Origin of the sequence: Pontibacter pudoricolor, assembly GCF_010092985.1 — a bacterium.
Taxonomy (GTDB): Bacteria; Bacteroidota; Bacteroidia; order Cytophagales; family Hymenobacteraceae; genus Pontibacter; species Pontibacter pudoricolor.
In genome coordinates this window covers 458158-476454 of record NZ_CP048106.1, presented here as the reverse complement: position 1 = coordinate 476454, position 18297 = coordinate 458158, and the positions used below count along the sequence as shown (strand labels likewise).

Below are 18297 nucleotides of genomic sequence, written 5' to 3'. Positions count from 1 at the left end.
GCCAGGCACTGCAAGATTACAACCCCGAACCGCTCCAACCAAATCATTCACAAAATACATGCCTGTAACTGCTTCAGTATCTTTATATTTTAGGATAATGGTCCCGGAATAGTATACTTGGCGCTTTAAATGTGTCGTTATAGTTGAACCGATGCTGCTACAACCGGCATTGTAGCCTATAGTTTACTTACTTATAGTTGTATATGCGCTCTACCCTGCATCTTTTGTCCTTTATATACAGGTTTAAATCCCGGCATTTTTTGCTGCGCTTACAACTGATGCTGCTTTTTGTAGCGGTGGCTATAGGTCAGGCTGCAGCAGCTAATTTACCAGGCCCGAAACGCTTACAGCAACTTGACCAGTTTGCCTTTGCCACCGACGCACGGTACTCCAAAGATGTAAAAACCCTTGCCGCCTACCTTAACAAAGAAGCAACCAACGACTACGAACGCGCCCGAATCATTTTTGCCTGGATTGCCCGCAACATCCGCTACAACGACAACGGGTATAATGCCGGCAACTTCGGAGACAATTCGGTTGAAGCAGTTTTGAGGAGCCGCATATCTGTTTGTGATGGTTATGCCCGTCTTTATAAAGCCCTGGGAGAGGAAATGGGTTTGAAAGTGGAAACTATAAGCGGATATGCCAAAGGGTATGGATATGCTCCGGGCAAGCGCTTTAACCGAACAAATCATGCCTGGAACAGTGTGTTCCTGAACGGGAACTGGCGTTTAGTGGATGTTACCTGGGGCTCAGGAAGCGCCAGAATGGTGAATGGAAAGCTAAAAACCCTCGTTAACTATACACCTTACTGGTTTGATGTTGATCCACATGCTTTTTTGTTCAGCCATCTGCCGAAAGACCCTAAATGGCAGCAAATTGAAAAACCGATCACGCTTGCTGAGTATGAAAAATTAACTTCCGTGGAAGAATCACTTTTTAAACTGGGAATTAATGCATCAGAAGTTCTGAATGGACTCACCAGCGGTAAACTGCAGTCAGTAGCTACTACCTGGAACACCAGCTTACCCATAAAAGTAGAAAGTGCACCTTTGCACGGCAAACTGCAGCCCGGAAAACCGTATAGTTTGTCGTTCACTACTGCCGAAGATGTGGAATTGCTTGTGCTAAATAACAAACAATGGTTTTACTTTGATACAAAAGGCTCCAACCACACCATCCAGGTAAAACCAGCCCAAGGCAGCCTCGCCGTTATGGCCCGTAAAAAAGGCAGTAAAGGGAATTACAGTTATTTTATGGAGTATAAGGTTGGTGGGTAGCGGTTATAGTTCTATCGTTTCTATTGTCATCCTGAGTGTTAGCCGAGGGATCTTAATTTTCGCATAGTTACTCTTTTGTCATTTCGAACATTCTTGAGACGCGAGTCGAAGAGAGCCAGCGCAGCTGTGAGAAATCTGAATGCTCTACAATCCGAAACAAGCCTTTCTTTCATAGCCACTTCTGATCCTGGGAGCTCTACTTGCCTACTGTTCTATAGTTTGCTTTGGTGCCCTCACGGCCGGGAGGCCCCGTCTTCGGGCATCGCGCTGCTGCTTTCTTGCTACCCTCGTTCCTCGGGTTGCCTGACGGCACCGCAACAAAGCAAAGGCGCTCAACCCAAAGACTGTGATCAGTTCGATAGTTAACCTTATAGTTTAAAGGGGAAGCTATAGTTGCATCGCCTTATCGTGTTTGTAATTCCGTAGGGACAGGTCGCGACCTGTCCGATCCTGGTCTGTAACTATAGAACGATAGCTAAGCTTTAACTATAACAGAAATTCCCCTCCTGGGAGGGGCAGGGGTGGGTTAAAACCGCAACTATAAAACGATAACTACAACTATTGCGACAACTAAAAAGCTCCTTCCCCTGTTGTTAGGGGAAGGTTGGGAAGGGGTAAAACTGAAACTATAGAACAATAGCTCCAACTATAGCAAATGACCTATAAATTCTCCGCCAAAGCCTACCGGGAGCGATCTCGAAGGTAGCAAGCGTAGCGCTGAGGGACAAAGGGGTGGTTGGACAACGGCAACTATAGAACGACAGCCAAGCTCCCTCCCCCTGTTTTTAGGAAAATGCTGAGGTGAAGTAAACACCAACTATAAATCACTCAACCCCAAAAGCTGTAACTCATACCGAAACTCCCTGAAAACCTCAGCTAACTTAACTGGAGGAAAATGCGCATTTAAGCCACTGGGATTCGGCAACACCCAAACAATAGTTTCAGCAATTAATTCTGGTTGGCGGCCGAGTATGGCTTTGGGTTGGTTAAAAGCAGTGCGGTATGCGGATATTCCTAAAACGGCTAATACTTTTGGGCGGAACACCTGTAATTTTCGCTCCAGGTTTAGGCCGCCCTGTTGCAACTCATCTATCGTTAGATAAGCAGCGGCAGCTGTAGCCCGGTCCACAATATTGGTGATGCCATAGCCTAAAGAAATCAGTTCCAGCTCTTCGTCGGGTGCAAACAGGCGCGGCGTAAAACCTGACCGATAAAGCGTTGGCCAGAAACGGTTACCCGGGCGGGCAAAATGATGCCCGGTGGCAGCAGAATATAAACCGGTGTTGATACCACAGAACAATACATCCAGATCGGGCGCAATTACATCGCGGATGGTGCTGTTCTGTGCAGCAGCAACTTCTGCTTTGGTCGGTCTCATCATCGGATTTATACTATTCTTTTTATAAGTGCAGCAGTCAAAATGTCACAAACAAGCCAACATATAGGTTTATTCATATTTAAATACAATTCCGACACATAACATGGGTTGTAGTTAATTCAATTTGGCTCAACCTTCTGATTTTATAGTCGTACTTAGTCAAAACCAAATATAGTCGGAAGCTATTCTTATAACCAGTTGATGTACGAACGTACGCCTCCGGGAAAATTAAGTCGTGTTACCGGCTACCGATCAGATTCCTAACCGAACGAAACAGTGTATAGCAACATTCTACCAACCACTATCGCTTTTCTGGAACAACTTTTCAACCGCCAGGCTACGCCTGAGGCTGCGAAGTGGCTGAAAGAAAAAAAAGACCTGGTGAAATCGTCTGAAACAGGAAAAGAGCTATACTTACCCTTCAGTGCCGCACCTCGTTATGTAGGCAAATCTACGTTAAGCCTGACACAAAAAGAACTGGAGCAGGCAAACCAGCTGCGTAAAGGTTTTACCCCAAGACACTGGACTACAGATCAACTAGCCCGCACTATACTTTTGCTAAGCCTGCCGCACGAAAACGCCGACAACTATAGCAAAACCATACTGAAGCTGTTCGGGACCGCTGATATGGGCGAACTGGTAGCCTTATATGCTGCCTTGCCACTATTGCCGCATCCTGAAAAATTTGTTGCACAGGCCACCGAAGGCATCCGAACCAACATGGGTAACGTGTACGAAGCCATCGCTTTGAATAACCCCTACCCTTCCGAGAACTTTACAGAAGCTGCCTGGAACCAGATGGTGCTTAAAACGATATTCACGGGCAAGTCGCTGCAAAAAATCTATGGACTGGATGAGCGCACTAACTCCGACCTGGCCCGAATGCTCTCAGATTACGCACACGAGCGCTGGGCTGCCGGACGCACCGTAACACCCGAACTATGGCGCCCGGTTGGGCCGCACATTAATCAAACTATCATCCGGGACATTAAAAAGCTTTTTGCCAGCCAGAACGAAACCGAACACGAAGCCGCTGCCCTGGCCTGCGCACAAAGCGGTTACCCGGAAGCACAAGCTTTACTGAACCAACACCCGCTGTTAAAACTAAAGATCTCAGAAGGGCAACTAAACTGGAGCCATATCAGTCAGAAAGCGATCACAGCTTAACTATAGACCATCAACAATAAAGAATCACCCGAACCAAACCCCATACGCTAATGAACACCTTGAATATGAGATTCATCGATCCACACATTCACATGACATCCCGCACCACCGACGACTATGCAGCGATGCAGAAAGCCGGTATCGTGGCCATTATAGAACCTGCTTTCTGGCTGGGACAGCCGCGCACCGAGCTGGGTTCTTTTAAAGATTACTACAGTAGTCTGATTGGTTGGGAGCGTTTCAGGGCAAGTCAGTTTGGGATAAAGCATTACTGTACCATTGGCCTGAACTCTAAAGAAGCAAACAACGAAGCCTTGGCTGAGGAAGTAATGGAACTATTGCCGCTGTTCATCTGCAAAGAGGGCGTGGTGGGTGTTGGAGAGATCGGGTACGATGACCAGACTGCTGCCGAAGACAAATACTATAGATTACAACTGGACCTGGCCAAAGAAGCCAACCTGCCGGTACAGATACATACCCCGCACCGCGATAAAAAAGCGGGCACCATCCGCAGCATGGAAGTGGCTCTGGAGCATAAACTTAATCCGCACATGGTGATCGTGGACCATAACAACGAAGAAACTGTGCGCGATGTGCTGGAGCGTGGTTTCTGGGCCGCCTTTACCATTTACCCGAACACTAAAATGGGCAACGAGCGCATGGTAGAGATCGTGAAGCAATATGGTTCTGAGCGCATTATCGTCAACAGCGCAGCCGACTGGGGCATCAGCGATCCGCTGGCTGTTCCTAAGACAGCTTCTTTAATGCTGGAACAAGGCATCAGCATCGATGATATTCATAAAGTATGCTACCAGAATGCACTGGACTCTTTTGGCCAGAGCGGGCAGATGAAGGAAAGTGACTGGATGGATAATACTTCTATTGACCAAAGTCAGAAGCTGTTCAATAACTCTATCCTGCGTGGCGGACAGCTGCCAACTATAGGCGAGATCAGAACCAACCCGATCTTTGATTCCAACATCATCCGTTAGCATGACCACATTCGGAGCTTACATACGCCTGATGCGGCCAGCCAACATTGTAACCGCCATTGCCGATATCCTGATGGGTTTCGCAGCATCGGGCGCAGTGGTCTTAACATTCACACATGTTCGGGGAGATTTTCCGGAGAATGGATTTGAGATCCTGGCCTGGCTTATCATCTCAACGATTGGTTTGTATGGCGGCGGCGTGGTGTTTAATGATGTGTTTGATGCTGAACTGGACCGTGTGGAACGACCGGAGCGACCTATCCCGAGCGGAAAAGCAACTATAGCAGGGGCATCAATATTGGGCGCTTTGCTTTTAACAATAGGTATAGTTGCCGCTTTACAGGTTTCTTTGGTGAGTGCCATTATCGCCGCTATAGTTGCCGGCCTGGCCGTGCTTTACGACTGGAAAGGCAAACACCACCCGATACTGGGCCCTATCAACATGGGGAGTTGCCGTGGCGGTAACCTGCTGCTGGGTGTAAGTGCTATACCTGCTGCACTGGAGCAACTATGGTTCATTGCATTTATCCCTATTATTTACATTTCAGCCATCACCATGATCAGTCGCGGCGAAGTGCACGGGGGCAGCACAAAGGCACTAAAAGGCGCGGTCGCATTGTACCTAATCGTTTTTGCCGGGATTGCCAGTTTAGCCTTATTGCCGCAGTTTTCGTTAGCATATAGTTTGCCGTTCCTGGCGCTGTTTGCGTACCTCGTTTTTCCGCCCTTGTTCAGAGCTATGCCGTCGCCGGAGCCGCAGTTTATTATGCGTGCCGTAAAGGCCGGTATTCTGGCCCTGATCGTAATGAACGCAAGCATTGCCGCTGGATTTGCCGGCTGGCAGTATGGCTTAGCAGTTCTTTTATTGTTACCAGTATCGATGTTTATGGCGAAACGCTTCGCTGTAACCTGATCTATAGTTAAGGCTTTTATGAGAGCAATTCAACAATCTTTTGCCGTGCAGTTTAAGTACGGTATCTATTTTACAGAAGATATTTTTGAGCAGGAAAACGCTATGCTCCGCGATGTGGTGCAACAAAGCAGCCATGCACCTGCAAAAGTATTTTTTGTGATAGATAGCGGCGTAGCCGAAGCGCATCCGTTCCTGCTGCAGTCTATCCAAAACTATACGACGACTCACGCCGATGCACTGACGTTAGCTGCCAAACCGCTTATCATACCGGGCGGCGAAGCCTGCAAAAACAACCCCGAAGTGCTGCAACAGGTACTGGTAAGCATCAACCAACACGGCATCTGCCGTCATTCTTACCTGGTAGCCATTGGTGGTGGCGCCGTGCTGGACCTGGCTGGTTTTGCAGCGGCTATTGCCCATCGCGGCATCCGCCTTATCCGCATTCCAACTACGGTTTTATCGCAGAATGATTCTGGTGTGGGTGTAAAGAACAGCATGAATGCCTTTGGCAAAAAGAACTTCCTGGGCACATTTTCGCCTCCGGTAGCCGTCATTAACGACAGCAATTTCCTGTTAACCTTAGATGAACGGGATTGGCGAAGCGGCATTTCAGAAGCTATAAAAGTAGCCCTGATAAAAGATGCCAGCTTCTACCATAGTATAAAAGCCGATGCCAGTTTATTGAAACAACGCGATATGCGCGCTATGAACCGCCTGATCCACCGTTGCGCCGAAATGCACGTGGAGCACATTGGTGGTGGCGATCCGTTTGAGTTCGGCTCTTCCAGACCGCTGGATTTTGGCCATTGGGCGGCCCACAAACTGGAGCAGCTCAGCAACTATAGTTTGCGCCACGGCGAAGCAGTAGCCATTGGCATTGCCCTGGATGTGGTGTATGCAAACCTAAAAGGAATGCTTTCAGAAACTGCATGCGATGATATCCTGAACCTGCTCCACAAACTCGGCTTCGAACTTTACACAGAACATCTGTCAACTATAGAAAACGGCCAACTAAGCATTTTAAGAGGCTTGACCGAGTTCCGGGAGCACTTGGGCGGGCAACTGACCATTATGCTGCTGGATGAAATAGGCCATGGCGTAGAAGTGCATCAGATCAACGAAACTATAGTTACCGAAGCAGTAAAAGTGCTGCAGCAAAAACAACATCAACTTTCATCAAATATTTTATCTGAATCAAAAGAGACAGAACTTGTAGTACCCTTATAATACCCTTAGCCATGATTTTACCAAACGGCACCCACCTTACCTATTGCACCAATATTCACACCGGCGAAAACTGGAAAGATGTTTTTGCAAGCCTGAAACAATACCTACCTGAAGTTAAAAAGCAGCTGTCGCCGGATGCGCCTTTTGGTGTTGGCCTGCGCCTGTCTAACCTGGCAAGCCAGGAACTGCTGATCGGCAACAACCTGACGGAGTTTAAAAGCTGGCTGGATGCCGAAGGATTGTATGTGTTTACGATGAACGGTTTCCCGTATGGCAGTTTTCATAACCAGGAAGTAAAGGATGCCGTGCACAAACCCGACTGGACCACCCAGAACCGACTGGCGTATACCATACGCCTGGCTTACATTCTGGCTGAACTATTGCCGGAAGGCATGGAAGGCGGAATCTCTACGTCGCCTCTCTCCTACAAACCGTGGCTGGGCTTTAACAAAGAGCGTTTTAAGGAAGTGTTTGAAGTATCGGCGCTGCATTTGGCGATGGTAACTGAAGAGCTACTCTACCTGAAAGAAAGCAAAGGCAAGACCATCCACATCGACATTGAACCGGAACCGGACGGCCTGTTAGAAAACACGCAGGAAGTCATCCATTTTTACCAGAAATGGCTTTTATACATCGGCTGCAAGCGCCTGGCCTGCACCAAAGGCATGTCTCCGGATGATGCGGTAAACGCTTTACTGAATCATATCCGGGTTTGCTATGATGTGTGCCACTTTGCGCTGGCTTACGAAGCTCCTGAAGACACTTTTGCCAAACTACAGGCCGCTGGTATTCAGATTGGCAAGATACAGCTGAGCGCAGCTTTAAAGACCGAATTGCCTACCGGCGAAGCAGCCCGCACCGAACTGGCCAAAAAGCTACAGCCTTTTGCTGAATCGACGTACCTGCACCAGGTGGTAGAACGCGATGTGTTTGGCAAGCTAAACTACTATAGCGACCTGCCATACGCACTGCAACACATCCAGAAACCAACCGCTGCTGAATGGCGCACCCATTTCCATGTGCCGCTCTTCACTTCAACCTATAACGGCCTGAACTCTACCCAGGACGATGTGGAAACGGTGCTCAACTATATTTCAGAGCGCCCGGAGCTGACGCAACACCTGGAAGTAGAGACCTACACCTGGGAAGTGTTACCAGAAGACCTGAAATCGGATTTAACCACCTCTATTGCCCGCGAACTGGAGTGGGTACTGCAACAGATACAAGTAAACGAAAATGCGTAAAACCGTAGTTTTAAACGTAGTGGGCCTTTCCGGCTCCCTTATCGGCGAACATACCCCTTTTTTAAAGCGCTGGTCCGATCAGGGCCAGCAGGCAACTATACAACCTGCCATGCCAGCGGTTACCTGCTCAGTTCAGGCAACTTATATGACCGGTAAATGGCCTGAAGAGCATGGCATTGTTGGCAATGGCTGGTATTTTAAGGACGAATGCGAGATCAAATTCTGGCGCCAGTCGAACAAACTGATACAAGCCCCCAAGATATGGGAAGTTGCCAAAGCCATGGACCCAAGCTTCACAGTTTCGAATATGTGCTGGTGGTACAACATGTACTCCAGTGCCGATTATTCGCTAACACCACGCCCGCAGTACCTGGCAGATGGTCGCAAGTTACCCGACTGCTATACCCAACCAGCCGAGCTCCGCGATACCCTGCAAGCCAAACTGGGCACTTTCCCGCTGTTCAACTACTGGGGGCCGGCCACGTCTATTAAATCGAGCAAGTGGATTGCAGATGCGTCTAAGATAACCGATGACCTGTATAACCCGACCCTAACGCTGATTTACCTGCCCCACCTGGACTACAACCTGCAGCGTTTCGGCCCCAGCGACCCGCGTATTGCCAAAGACTTAAATGAGATTGATGCCGTTTGCGAAGACCTGATAACATTCTATGAAGCCAAAGGAGCACAGGTGATTATAGTTTCGGAATACGGTATTTCGGATGTGAGCCAACCGGTGCACCTGAACCGCGTGCTGCGCGAGAAAGGCTACATTGCCGTGCGCGATGAGCGTGGCACCGAGTTGCTGGACGCCGGGATCAGCAAAGCCTTTGCTGTAGCCGACCACCAGGTAGCGCATATTTATGTAAACGACCCGAATGAGTTGGAAGCAGTGAAGGAACTGATTGCCGGTGTAACGGGCGTGCAGGAAGTGCTGGCCGGCGATGAACGCGACAAGTATAGAATGGGCCATGAGCGCTGTGGCGACCTGGTAGCTATTGCCGATAAAGGTGCCTGGTTCACTTACTACTTCTGGCTCGATGATGCCAAAGCTCCAGACTATGCCCGCATGGTCGACATCCATAAAAAGCCGGGCTTCGACCCGGTGGAGTTGTTCATCAACCCAACTATAAAATTCCCGAAGGCACTGCTCGGCACGAAGCTGTTGAAGAAAAAACTCGGCTTCCGGACCCTGATGGATGTGATTCCGTTGGACGCTACATTGATTAAAGGCTCGCATGGCAGAGTGCCCGAAGACAGGGGCGAATGGCCGGTATTACTGACCAGGCAAAAGGAACTGTTACCCCGAAAAGAGCTACAGGCAACCGATGTTTTTGAGGTGATACTCCAACATCTGCAGGCCGAACAATTTGTACATAACTAAGCGCAAGAGCAACCAACCGGTTGCTCTTTTTTTATTCGTGCGAGAGGGTTGTGGTGTTTGGCCGAAACAACAGCCAGAGCACAAGCCCCAGCGGCCACGACAGCAACGCGACCAGAACGGCGACCAGCCAGCCCGGCTTGCCCCGCCGGTTCGCATCCTTGTAAGCCCACACCACGCTCCAGATATAGAATACCAGCAGTACCAATCCGATGATGATACCAATGATACCAAAGCCCGCCCAGAAGTCATCAGTTATCCATTCTGCCAACATCGTAACAAAGCCTGTTTTATCTTATAAAACGAAAGGTTTAATTTTCTGTTTATAAATCTCCTAATCAATCACTTATATTCAATTTGATAAATATTAGCTTTAATTTATATTTAAGTGCAGGAAGTGCAAAATGGTATCCTAAGGGGCATCCTTTTTTCTTCTGCATGGCGGTTTCTACTTATCTGCTCCTGTAAACCCGAAACAGAGTGCTGACAAAGCCCCAGGTTACTTACAAAACTGCATTCTATGCCAGACAGAAACCTGTAGCTATAGTTTAACAACAACATCATAACTATTTCATATTCTACTATTACTATACTACACAAGACATAATGTCAGGTCCATTCAGATTGAGTTTTAAACAGATTGGGCTGCTATAACTATAGTTGCTGCCAGCTCTTTACTAACCACATGGTATGCAGTCGCGTAACTCTAAGGTCAGGAGTAACAGGAAAAGCTAAAACAGAAAACATATGGGACTGAAAAACATCATCAACAAAATAAAGGAAGAAGCCGAAGTGCTGAAGGGCGATGCTTCGAAAGACAAAGTGTACAGCACCGACAACACCTACCCCGACGCGGCCTCGGCACGGCAGGGATTTGAGGACTCCAGGAGAAAACTATTTGACATAAACCGCTGGTCAGACCTGCCGGGCATTAACTCTAAATTTGTACTTTACGACCAACACGGCAACGAGATAAGTGGCCCGCTTACCATGCCCGGTTGCTACATCCGGATAAACCTGCCGGGGCCGACACCAGAGAACTGGGTGCGGGTAACGGACGTGCACGAAGAGGAAAACATGGCCGAGTTTATAGTTCACCCCAGCGAGAAGCCACAGCCAGAACCTGGAAATAAAAACGTAACAGAACACTTTTTTGCAAAAGAAGCCAGCAGCACTTTCCGGGTGGAGCTGAGAGGAAATAAACTGACCGCATACGAGATTGGGAAGAACGAAGCAATAAACAACAAGGGCGAAGAGGCCGGCGACCGCGGGCTTGCCAACACCTTGCTGGCCGAAGGAGGCTGGGCCGGGGTGCAGGCATTGCAATGGAACAAACTTACCTCCTACCTGGTGCACCAGACCGAGACCAAAAGCAACTAACCAACATACACGATGAGAACAGACGAACAACAGCAAGGCAAGGGGGTGGTAGTGGTAACCGGGGCTTCGGCAGGACTGGGTCGCTCCATAGCTCGCGAATTTGCCCGGAACGGCTACGATGTGTCGTTACTGGCGCGGGGCGAAGACGGCCTGAAAAGTGCGAAAAACGAGATTGAAGCTCTCGGCCGCCGCGCGGCTTATTTTATAGTTGATGTTGCGGATGCAGCTGCCGTGGAGCATGCTGCTAAAGAAACAGAAAAGCAACTGGGTCCGATAACGGTTTGGGTAAACAATGCCATGAACAGCGTCTTCAGCCCGATAAAGGAGATGCAGCCTGAAGAATACAAACGCGTGACCGAAGTAACCTACCTGGGCCAGGTGTACGGCACGCTGTCTGCTTTAAAGCGCATGCTGCCCCGCAACAAGGGCGTGATCGTGCTGGTTGGTTCGGCGCTGGCCTACCGTGGCATTCCGTTACAGTCGGCGTACTGCGGCTCCAAGCATGCCATTCAGGGCTTCTTCGACTCGCTGAGATCAGAGCTGCTGCACGACAAGACCAACGTACGGGCAACTATGGTACAGTTGCCAGCCATGAACACCACCCAGTTTAAGTTTGTGAAGACCCGCCTACCCAACAAGCCTAAACCCATGGGCAAGATTTACCAGCCCGAAGTAGCCGCCAGAGCTATAGTTTACGCCGCCGAAAACGAACGCCGCGAGGTGTACGTGGGTTACCCTACCGTACAGGCTATAGTTGGCGACAAGATAGCACCGGAAGTAGGCGACTGGGTACTGGCTAAAACGGGTTACGATGGTCAGCAGACCAACATACCGGAAGACCCTAACCGGCCAAACAACCTGTGGGCACCAATACCCGGCGACCATGGCGCACATGGCACATTCGATTCGGAAGCAACCTATAATTCGCCGCAACTATGGCTAAGCATGCATAAAAAGGAGATTCTATCTGCAGCTGCAGCTTTAGGTGGAGTTTTACTCGGAAGCATAGCCCTGAAGAAGTGGATTGGCAATGATAATAATTACTAAAAAGCTTTATTAAATGAAGATCTTAAAAATGAACTATATGAATTTATTTATAGTTTGCTAAACAACTTTACAACGTTTGCTTTAACAGCTTTTCAGAGTGAAAATAAATTGTTGTAAATTAGTGTTATGTAGCGTAGTATCAGTGCAATAAAATAGATAAAAGTTCTGTTTTCAACTCTGCTAAAGCGCTCTTTATTAAACCATTTCATCATTTAATAACTAAAAATCAATGACAAGATCAGTACTCAGATCGTTGCTGTTACTCGTATTTAGTGTTTTATTTTTTACAGCCTGCGATGATAAAGAGGTCGCAGAACCGGAAGTAGAATTTCGCACCAGCGAAGCTTTTCAGATCGGCCCAAGCTATGCAAGCGTATCCGTAGACCTTAATTTAGACAAGGCGGTTGCGGTGGAGGAAAAAGGCATTTGCTGGAACACCTTTGGCGGACCACGGATCGATAATGAGGTACACAAAGCAGGCTCCGGCACCGGCTCGTTCAGCGCGCAGCTTACAGGCCTGCTGGCCAATACAGAATACTTTGTTCGTGGTTATTACATCAGCAACGGACAAGTAACATATGGCAACGAAGTAAGCTTCAGGACTCCCGAGTCGCCGTTTAAAGGAGAATGGGCGAATGACAAGGGTACACTTAAGTTTACCGCCACCGGACAGGGCCTTGTATTTAAAGTGGCCAATACCCCGGACTGGTCTGAGGCCGTTGCCGAAGGATATGTAACTCTGAACAGTACTTTTTTCCTTCGTAATCTTGTGCCAGCCGGAAAAAAATACCGCGCTGAGGCACTTTGGAACTATGGCACTGCAGCAGATGCCGTAACTGGTGTGCAATACAGCACAAATTCAACGGTAACGTTTAACACCTCTGGTTCCGAGATCCTGATCGAAACTTACAGCCCGATAAACAACGCTTATAAAGCTATTACACTTTACAGGCAATAAGGCGCTAAAACAAAATTCGTAGAAGCCCCGGCATTGCTGCCGGGGCTTTTTTTATAGTGCATTGGTCAGAGCTGTTATACCTGGTTATACTCACAATACTTGGGCAGTAACCAGAATAACTATAGAAGAAAAGACATAGCACAACATGACAGGAACTATAGATACCAACAGGAAGACGACCTAAAATAACATTGAAATTCCAATCGCCCCGAATACTATTTCACACTACCCGTTTCCCGTTTATGGTGGTCACTTAGTCCGGATTGAGCATATTTTTCCACTTAACTACCTATAGACTTTACATTTCCACACTATCCACTAACCTGCACGCTATCCTGCCGTTTATTTAATCAGAAGCATTTTCCATCTATACACACGTTAAAGCTATGAATTACAACACATCAGACCGATACGACAGAGACCAGCGAAATTACCGCACCCATCGCCCGGAGCGCTACCCACACCCGAACCAGGCCAGTGGCAGATATAGCTTCGATGACTATGGTGATGCCGCACATGGTGGCTATGACAACGAAGGTTAGGCTGGCACTTTCGGGAACCAGGGTGACGAAGCAGGGGGCTCCCGCCACGTAGCAAATCGAGGTACAGAATTGTATGCAACATCGCAGAACTACGGCAATATGGGCAGTTATGGCGGAGCTCAGGGGTTTGGTTCATCACGCGCTGGCTATGGCTCTCAGCGCATGTTTCATACCGGTTCGCAATTCGATAGCGGCCATGGCAGAAACCCTGGCGATGCCGGTTATGAACGAGAACATGACCATCACATACGATATGGGAATCTGAGCGATTACGACAGCCATGGACAAAACGCGGGCAGTTATGATCGGCGTGAGCACGACCTGTATGGGGATTATACACCAGGCAGACCGCAGCGACCAGACCAGCGAAACTATAACTTTGACCGCGACAACTATACCACCCACAGCTTTGGTGGTGATCGGGGCAATTACATGGGCAGTGGCTACGAGCGCACCCCACGCCGAAACGAATACGGTGCCACCCGTGGCGATTATGGCTCCGCAGGCCAGTACATGCCCCGTCGCTCTGCAGGAGGCAACTACAACGAACCTTATGGCATGAGCGGCTACTACCGTGGCGGCTATTACGACTCAGACTATAACAGCTACGCCCGCGACCGCGACGAACGCAGCAACGACTGGTAATAAGTTTATACCTTAAGCATATGTAGAGACGCAATACGTTGCGTCTCTTTTTTGTCTGAATCAGGATTTTCAGGATGGTTAAGGAGGGGCAGGATTATGCCGATAGTTGGGCTAAATCTAAACTAACGGCAGTAATCCTTTGCCCGCGTCCCGCGAGTGTGAGCTACTTATGGCGGCCCTCCACATAGTTTAGTATTGTAGTGCAGCAGCCAGAACTATAGTTTAAAGTGGCCAGAAGCCGTGGGTTACTCACACTCGCGGGACATGAGCGAGGGCGCTATATCGACAGGCCTGTAAATCCTAAATAAGTGAGTAAGCCGATACAAATACACTACAAATAACTCTCCGGCAACCCAGACAAATGCTCCAGCCGCTCACCGTCCAGTGTCAGGTAGCTTTTCATGATGTCCGCAGTCAGGCACGAATGGATGGGTAAAATGTACATGATATCGCCAACCTTATAGTTTGCAAACTGCTCTGGTATAGCTTTAACTATACCATGCTCCTGTGATAATGACACCAGGTTTATACCTTCCACGGGCTCCGACCAGCCGTTTTCTGTTAATTCCACTACCCTTCCAAACAAACTGCTACCATCCGCTTGCGGCAACACGTCTTTCGAGAAATGCACGCTGCCGCCGTAAAGTATAAGCTCGTTACGCTCGGGGTGTCTGGCAATTACCGGGCAGGCCATGCACACGGCAATCTGGTTATAGTTGTTAGAGCCGATGTGCTGTTGCGTCAGGTCGTAAAACACGAAATTGCCGGGCCTGATCTCGTCAACGGCAACTATAGTTTCCAGGATGCTGCAGCTTGGCGTATCGCCGATGGAGAGCTGGAGACCCGGAAATTGTTCTTTGTAGCGGCCGCGAAGCTGGTTAAGTAACTCTACTGTTGTTTTATGAATAGCGCGGATGGCTTCGGCATTGGTTTGCTTGTAGGTATGCCCGTCATGAGCCATAAAACCCTGGAACTCCAGTTTATCGGAAGCAGCTATAGTTTGCAGCGCGCTGTCGATGGTTTTATAGTTGGTGGCCGGGATGCCGGTGCGGTGATAGCCGGTATCGATCTTAAGCCAGACAGCCACGTTGTGGTGTAAGCCCTGTTGCAGCGCAGGCAGCACTTCTTCGTTCACAACTATAAGGTGCAGGCGTACGCGGCCAGCCAGCTGGTTGATAGTTTCCAGTTCCAGCACATTTACAGGTATGGCCACCATAATGTCGGTCCAGCCATGGTTGGCAAAGTACCTCGCCATGCGCAATGACGCAACCGTAATCGCTTCCACCCCTTCCTGCCTGAACCACTCGCCTACCTGTACCGACTGGTGCGTTTTAAAATGCGGTCTCAGTCTGAGATTATTACGCTTCGCTTTCCCCACCATCATGCGGATATTTCGCTGGCATTTTTCTTTGTCAAGCAGCAGGGTTGGGGCGGTAATTTTCATGGTTAGAATCGGGTAAAGTAAAACCGTGAAGTTAGTAAGATTCGAGGAAAGATGCTTTTGTAGTTTGAGAGGTTATAATTTGAAATTTTCTATATTTAAATTCCAAAACACGATTAGCACTCTACACGAACTGATTTACACGATTGGAATTAATATGCGGTCAACAAATTACCATAAAAGCCATTTTATAATTAATAAACAGCTACTTCTCTTTATATTTTCACTTATTGCCTATATATCATATGCCATCACAATAGAAAATGAATGGAAGCAACATAATATCGCCAATTCACCAACTGTTTTTATAACAGGTTCTGGAACTAAATTCCATGAAAGCTATCATTATAGGGAACGGAATGAGGCAACCTCACTTTTTCAAGCTAAACAACAAAATTACACTTCATGTCGTGTTTGCACACCAAATGAATCATATCAAGAAACTGAGAAGCCATTATTTATAGTTTATAACTGGTTTATTATTTCAATCATATCATGTGCTATTTTCTGGTTCTTATTTAAAACTAAAATCTATAAAAGTGAAAATTAAAATACTCTTACAGATATTATTTCTCTTGCTAGTTTCTTGTTCTCCGAGTGAAGAATCAAGTCGTATTGAGAAACTCAATCGCTTGAATAAGCAGAAAGAAAAGCTTGTCAACGATCTTGTGATAAAGTATGATGTTAAATATATAATCGACACACTCAACTTTAAATACTCAATAGATTTTCATCCGGTTGTAAATTCTAGATACCAATTAATCCAAGATGGGGATATTACTGATATTTATAAAAGAGATAGTATTGATTATATAACTATAAATACTGGTTATTCACCGACATTTTATATCGACCTTCAGGCTAATCATAAACAGATAGAGCAACTTAGAAGTGGTAACAACTATGTTATTTTAGTTATCGATTTAGAGAGCATCAAAAAGTTGAAATTTACTCTTGAAGGTGAGTTTAATTCTGAATTTATTAATCTCAACCTTGAAGATTCAGAGGACTTCAAGGGTACAGGGAAACTTATTGATGTTATAACCCTACCGAAGCCTAAACTCGATTAGAAGTATTAGTTTAACTATAGTTTCTCCAAACCTGACAAATATCTCCCTTTCCACTCCCCTACTACTGACATATATCATTTCCTGCGGCGCAGCTTCTTCAGACCTTTGTAACAGAAATTCAGCCCAAACTATAGGCTGGCTTACAAAAAACCGAAGTTATGACCGCACCAGTAACTACACCAACTGAACTACTTGCCAAATACGATGTGCCTTCGCCGAGGTACACCAGTTACCCAACCGTGCCGTTCTGGGACGAAACTCCCCTGAGCGAAGCCACCTGGATGCTGCACGTAAAACAGGCTTTCGATAAGACCAATGATACAGACGGCATAAGTGTGTACATGCACCTGCCTTTCTGCGAGAAACTTTGCACATATTGTGGCTGCAACAAGCGCATTACCAAGAACCACGCCGTAGAAGAGCCCTACATAGTAGCCATATTAAAGGAATGGGAACGCTACCTGCAGGTTTTCGGGAAGAAGCCGCGCATTACAGAACTGCACCTGGGTGGTGGTACACCTACTTTTTTCGGAGCTGAGAACCTTAAAGTGATGCTGGGCAAACTGCTGGAGAAAGCCGAACTGGCCCCAGACGCCGCCTTAAGCATAGAAGTGCACCCAAACGCCACCAACGCCGAGCAATTACAGGTACTGTACGACCTAGGTTTCAGAAGACTGAGCGTAGGTATCCAGGATTTCGACATAAAAGTTCAGTTCGTTATAAACCGCATCCAGACCTTCGCTAAGACCAAGGAGATATTTGATGCAGCCCGCGAAATTGGCTATACGTCTATAAACGGCGACATAATTTATGGTCTGCCAATGCAAACTGCCGAGAGCGTACGCTACACTATAGAAAAAGTAAAAGAGCTTCGTCCGGAGCGTATTGCCTTTTATAGCTACGCCCACGTGCCCTGGAAAAGCAAAGCCCAGCGCCGCTACTCAGAAGAAGACCTGCCTGAGCCATCTGTAAAACGTGGTTTATACGAAATGGGTCGCGCCATGCTGGAAGAAGCCGGCTACGTGGAAATCGGCCTGGACCACTTTGCCCTAACAACCGATGAGTTATACCTGGCTGCGCAGAACGGCACCCTGCACCGCAACTTTATGGGCTATACCCCACGCCACACCGAGTTGTTAATCGGCTTAGGTTGCTCGAGCATATCAGATACAGGTACTGCCTTTATGCAGAACATTAAAGAAGTAGAGGCATACGAAGCTGCTGTTAATTCCGGTGTTCTACCAATTCTGAAAGGCCACGAGCTTACCGCCGAAGACCGCCTGATCCGCCAGCACATTACAAACCTGATGTGCCAGTTTAGTACCAGTTGGGATGCTGCCGTTGCACCATACTTTAGTGATGCCCTGGTTCGACTGCAACCGCTTGCCGAAGATGGTTTAGTGGAGTATACAAGCAACAGTATTACTATCCTACCGGCCGGTCATCCGTTCGTGCGTAACATCGCCATGTGCCTGGATGCCAGGTTATGGTTGCAACAGCCCACCACGCCGGTGTTTAGTAAATCGGTCTGAACCGGGATTAATTGAGATTAAGTTGATTTTATAAGATTTGGATTTTGATTTTTTTAGAAGAGCTGTTCTTATAGACAGCTCTTTTTTTATTTGCGCAATT

General features: G+C 47.7%; 17 protein-coding genes. 14 read left to right on the top strand and 3 right to left on the bottom strand.

The genetic code is table 11. The annotated features are described in order from the left end of the window. Window positions 1–260: 260 nt before the first annotated feature. The gene (locus GSQ66_RS02075; RefSeq protein ID WP_162425937.1) at window positions 261–1280 is read left to right on the top strand and encodes a transglutaminase domain-containing protein; all 1020 of its coding nucleotides are present in this window, start codon (window positions 261–263) and stop codon (window positions 1278–1280) included. A gap of 817 nt (window positions 1281–2097) precedes the next feature. Here GSQ66_RS02075 and mug read toward each other — a convergent pair. After that, complete coding sequence (gene mug, locus GSQ66_RS02070; RefSeq protein WP_162425936.1) at window positions 2098–2661, bottom strand: G/U mismatch-specific DNA glycosylase; 564 nt, start codon at window positions 2659–2661, stop codon at window positions 2098–2100. A 273-nt stretch (window positions 2662–2934) separates the two neighbouring features. On the opposite strand from mug, the gene GSQ66_RS02065 reads away from it, so the two are divergent. The 6 genes from GSQ66_RS02065 to GSQ66_RS02040 all read left to right on the top strand — a co-directional run bounded on the left by GSQ66_RS02065 (window position 2935) and on the right by GSQ66_RS02040 (window position 9585). Next, on the top strand, window positions 2935–3825 hold the full coding sequence (locus GSQ66_RS02065; RefSeq protein ID WP_162425935.1) for an EboA domain-containing protein: 891 nt from the start codon (window positions 2935–2937) through the stop codon (window positions 3823–3825). 65 nt (window positions 3826–3890) lie between these two features. Next, window positions 3891–4817, top strand: coding sequence for a TatD family hydrolase (locus GSQ66_RS02060; RefSeq protein ID WP_162425934.1), 927 nt, complete (start codon window positions 3891–3893; stop codon window positions 4815–4817). A gap of 1 nt (window position 4818) precedes the next feature. After that, window positions 4819–5730, top strand: coding sequence for a UbiA-like protein EboC (gene eboC, locus GSQ66_RS02055; RefSeq protein ID WP_162425933.1), 912 nt, complete (start codon window positions 4819–4821; stop codon window positions 5728–5730). Between the two features lie 18 nt (window positions 5731–5748). Beyond that, entirely contained in the window at window positions 5749–6957 is a 1209-nt protein-coding gene (locus GSQ66_RS02050; protein ID WP_162425932.1) for a 3-dehydroquinate synthase, read from the top strand. 11 nt (window positions 6958–6968) lie between these two features. Further along, a complete protein-coding gene (gene eboE, locus GSQ66_RS02045; RefSeq protein ID WP_162425931.1) occupies window positions 6969–8201 on the top strand; it encodes a metabolite traffic protein EboE in 1233 nt (410 codons plus the stop codon). Then, window positions 8194–9585 carry an alkaline phosphatase family protein gene (locus GSQ66_RS02040; RefSeq protein WP_162425930.1) on the top strand — a complete coding sequence of 464 codons (1392 nt, stop codon included), beginning with the start codon at window positions 8194–8196 and terminating at the stop codon, window positions 9583–9585. Before eboE ends, GSQ66_RS02040 begins: the two co-directional genes overlap by 8 nt. Before the next feature lie 31 nt (window positions 9586–9616). On the opposite strand, the gene GSQ66_RS02035 is transcribed toward GSQ66_RS02040, so the two are convergent. Then, window positions 9617–9856 carry a hypothetical protein gene (locus GSQ66_RS02035; RefSeq protein WP_162425929.1) on the bottom strand — a complete coding sequence of 80 codons (240 nt, stop codon included), beginning with the start codon at window positions 9854–9856 and terminating at the stop codon, window positions 9617–9619. Between the two features lie 473 nt (window positions 9857–10329). Between GSQ66_RS02035 and GSQ66_RS02030 the strand changes: the two genes are divergently transcribed. The 5 genes from GSQ66_RS02030 to GSQ66_RS02010 all read left to right on the top strand — a co-directional run bounded on the left by GSQ66_RS02030 (window position 10330) and on the right by GSQ66_RS02010 (window position 14154). Then, complete coding sequence (locus tag GSQ66_RS02030) at window positions 10330–10962, top strand: hypothetical protein (protein ID WP_162425928.1); 633 nt, start codon at window positions 10330–10332, stop codon at window positions 10960–10962. A gap of 12 nt (window positions 10963–10974) precedes the next feature. Beyond that, window positions 10975–12009, top strand: coding sequence for an SDR family oxidoreductase (locus GSQ66_RS02025; protein WP_162425927.1), 1035 nt, complete (start codon window positions 10975–10977; stop codon window positions 12007–12009). A gap of 229 nt (window positions 12010–12238) precedes the next feature. Beyond that, window positions 12239–12967, top strand: coding sequence for a hypothetical protein (locus tag GSQ66_RS02020; protein ID WP_162425926.1), 729 nt, complete (start codon window positions 12239–12241; stop codon window positions 12965–12967). 386 nt (window positions 12968–13353) lie between these two features. Then, a complete protein-coding gene (locus tag GSQ66_RS02015) occupies window positions 13354–13509 on the top strand; it encodes a hypothetical protein (protein WP_162425925.1) in 156 nt (51 codons plus the stop codon). Between the two features lie 69 nt (window positions 13510–13578). After that, window positions 13579–14154 (top strand): hypothetical protein, encoded by a 576-nt coding sequence (locus GSQ66_RS02010; protein ID WP_162425924.1) that lies wholly within the window; start codon window positions 13579–13581, stop codon window positions 14152–14154. A gap of 331 nt (window positions 14155–14485) precedes the next feature. Here GSQ66_RS02010 and GSQ66_RS02005 read toward each other — a convergent pair whose 3' ends face one another. After that, complete coding sequence (locus GSQ66_RS02005) at window positions 14486–15598, bottom strand: alanine racemase (protein WP_162425923.1); 1113 nt, start codon at window positions 15596–15598, stop codon at window positions 14486–14488. A gap of 536 nt (window positions 15599–16134) precedes the next feature. Between GSQ66_RS02005 and GSQ66_RS02000 the strand changes: the two genes are divergently transcribed. Then, a complete protein-coding gene (locus tag GSQ66_RS02000) occupies window positions 16135–16665 on the top strand; it encodes a hypothetical protein (protein ID WP_162425922.1) in 531 nt (176 codons plus the stop codon). A gap of 158 nt (window positions 16666–16823) precedes the next feature. Further along, complete coding sequence (gene hemN / locus GSQ66_RS01995) at window positions 16824–18197, top strand: oxygen-independent coproporphyrinogen III oxidase (RefSeq protein ID WP_162425921.1); 1374 nt, start codon at window positions 16824–16826, stop codon at window positions 18195–18197. Window positions 18198–18297: the final 100 nt, after the last annotated feature.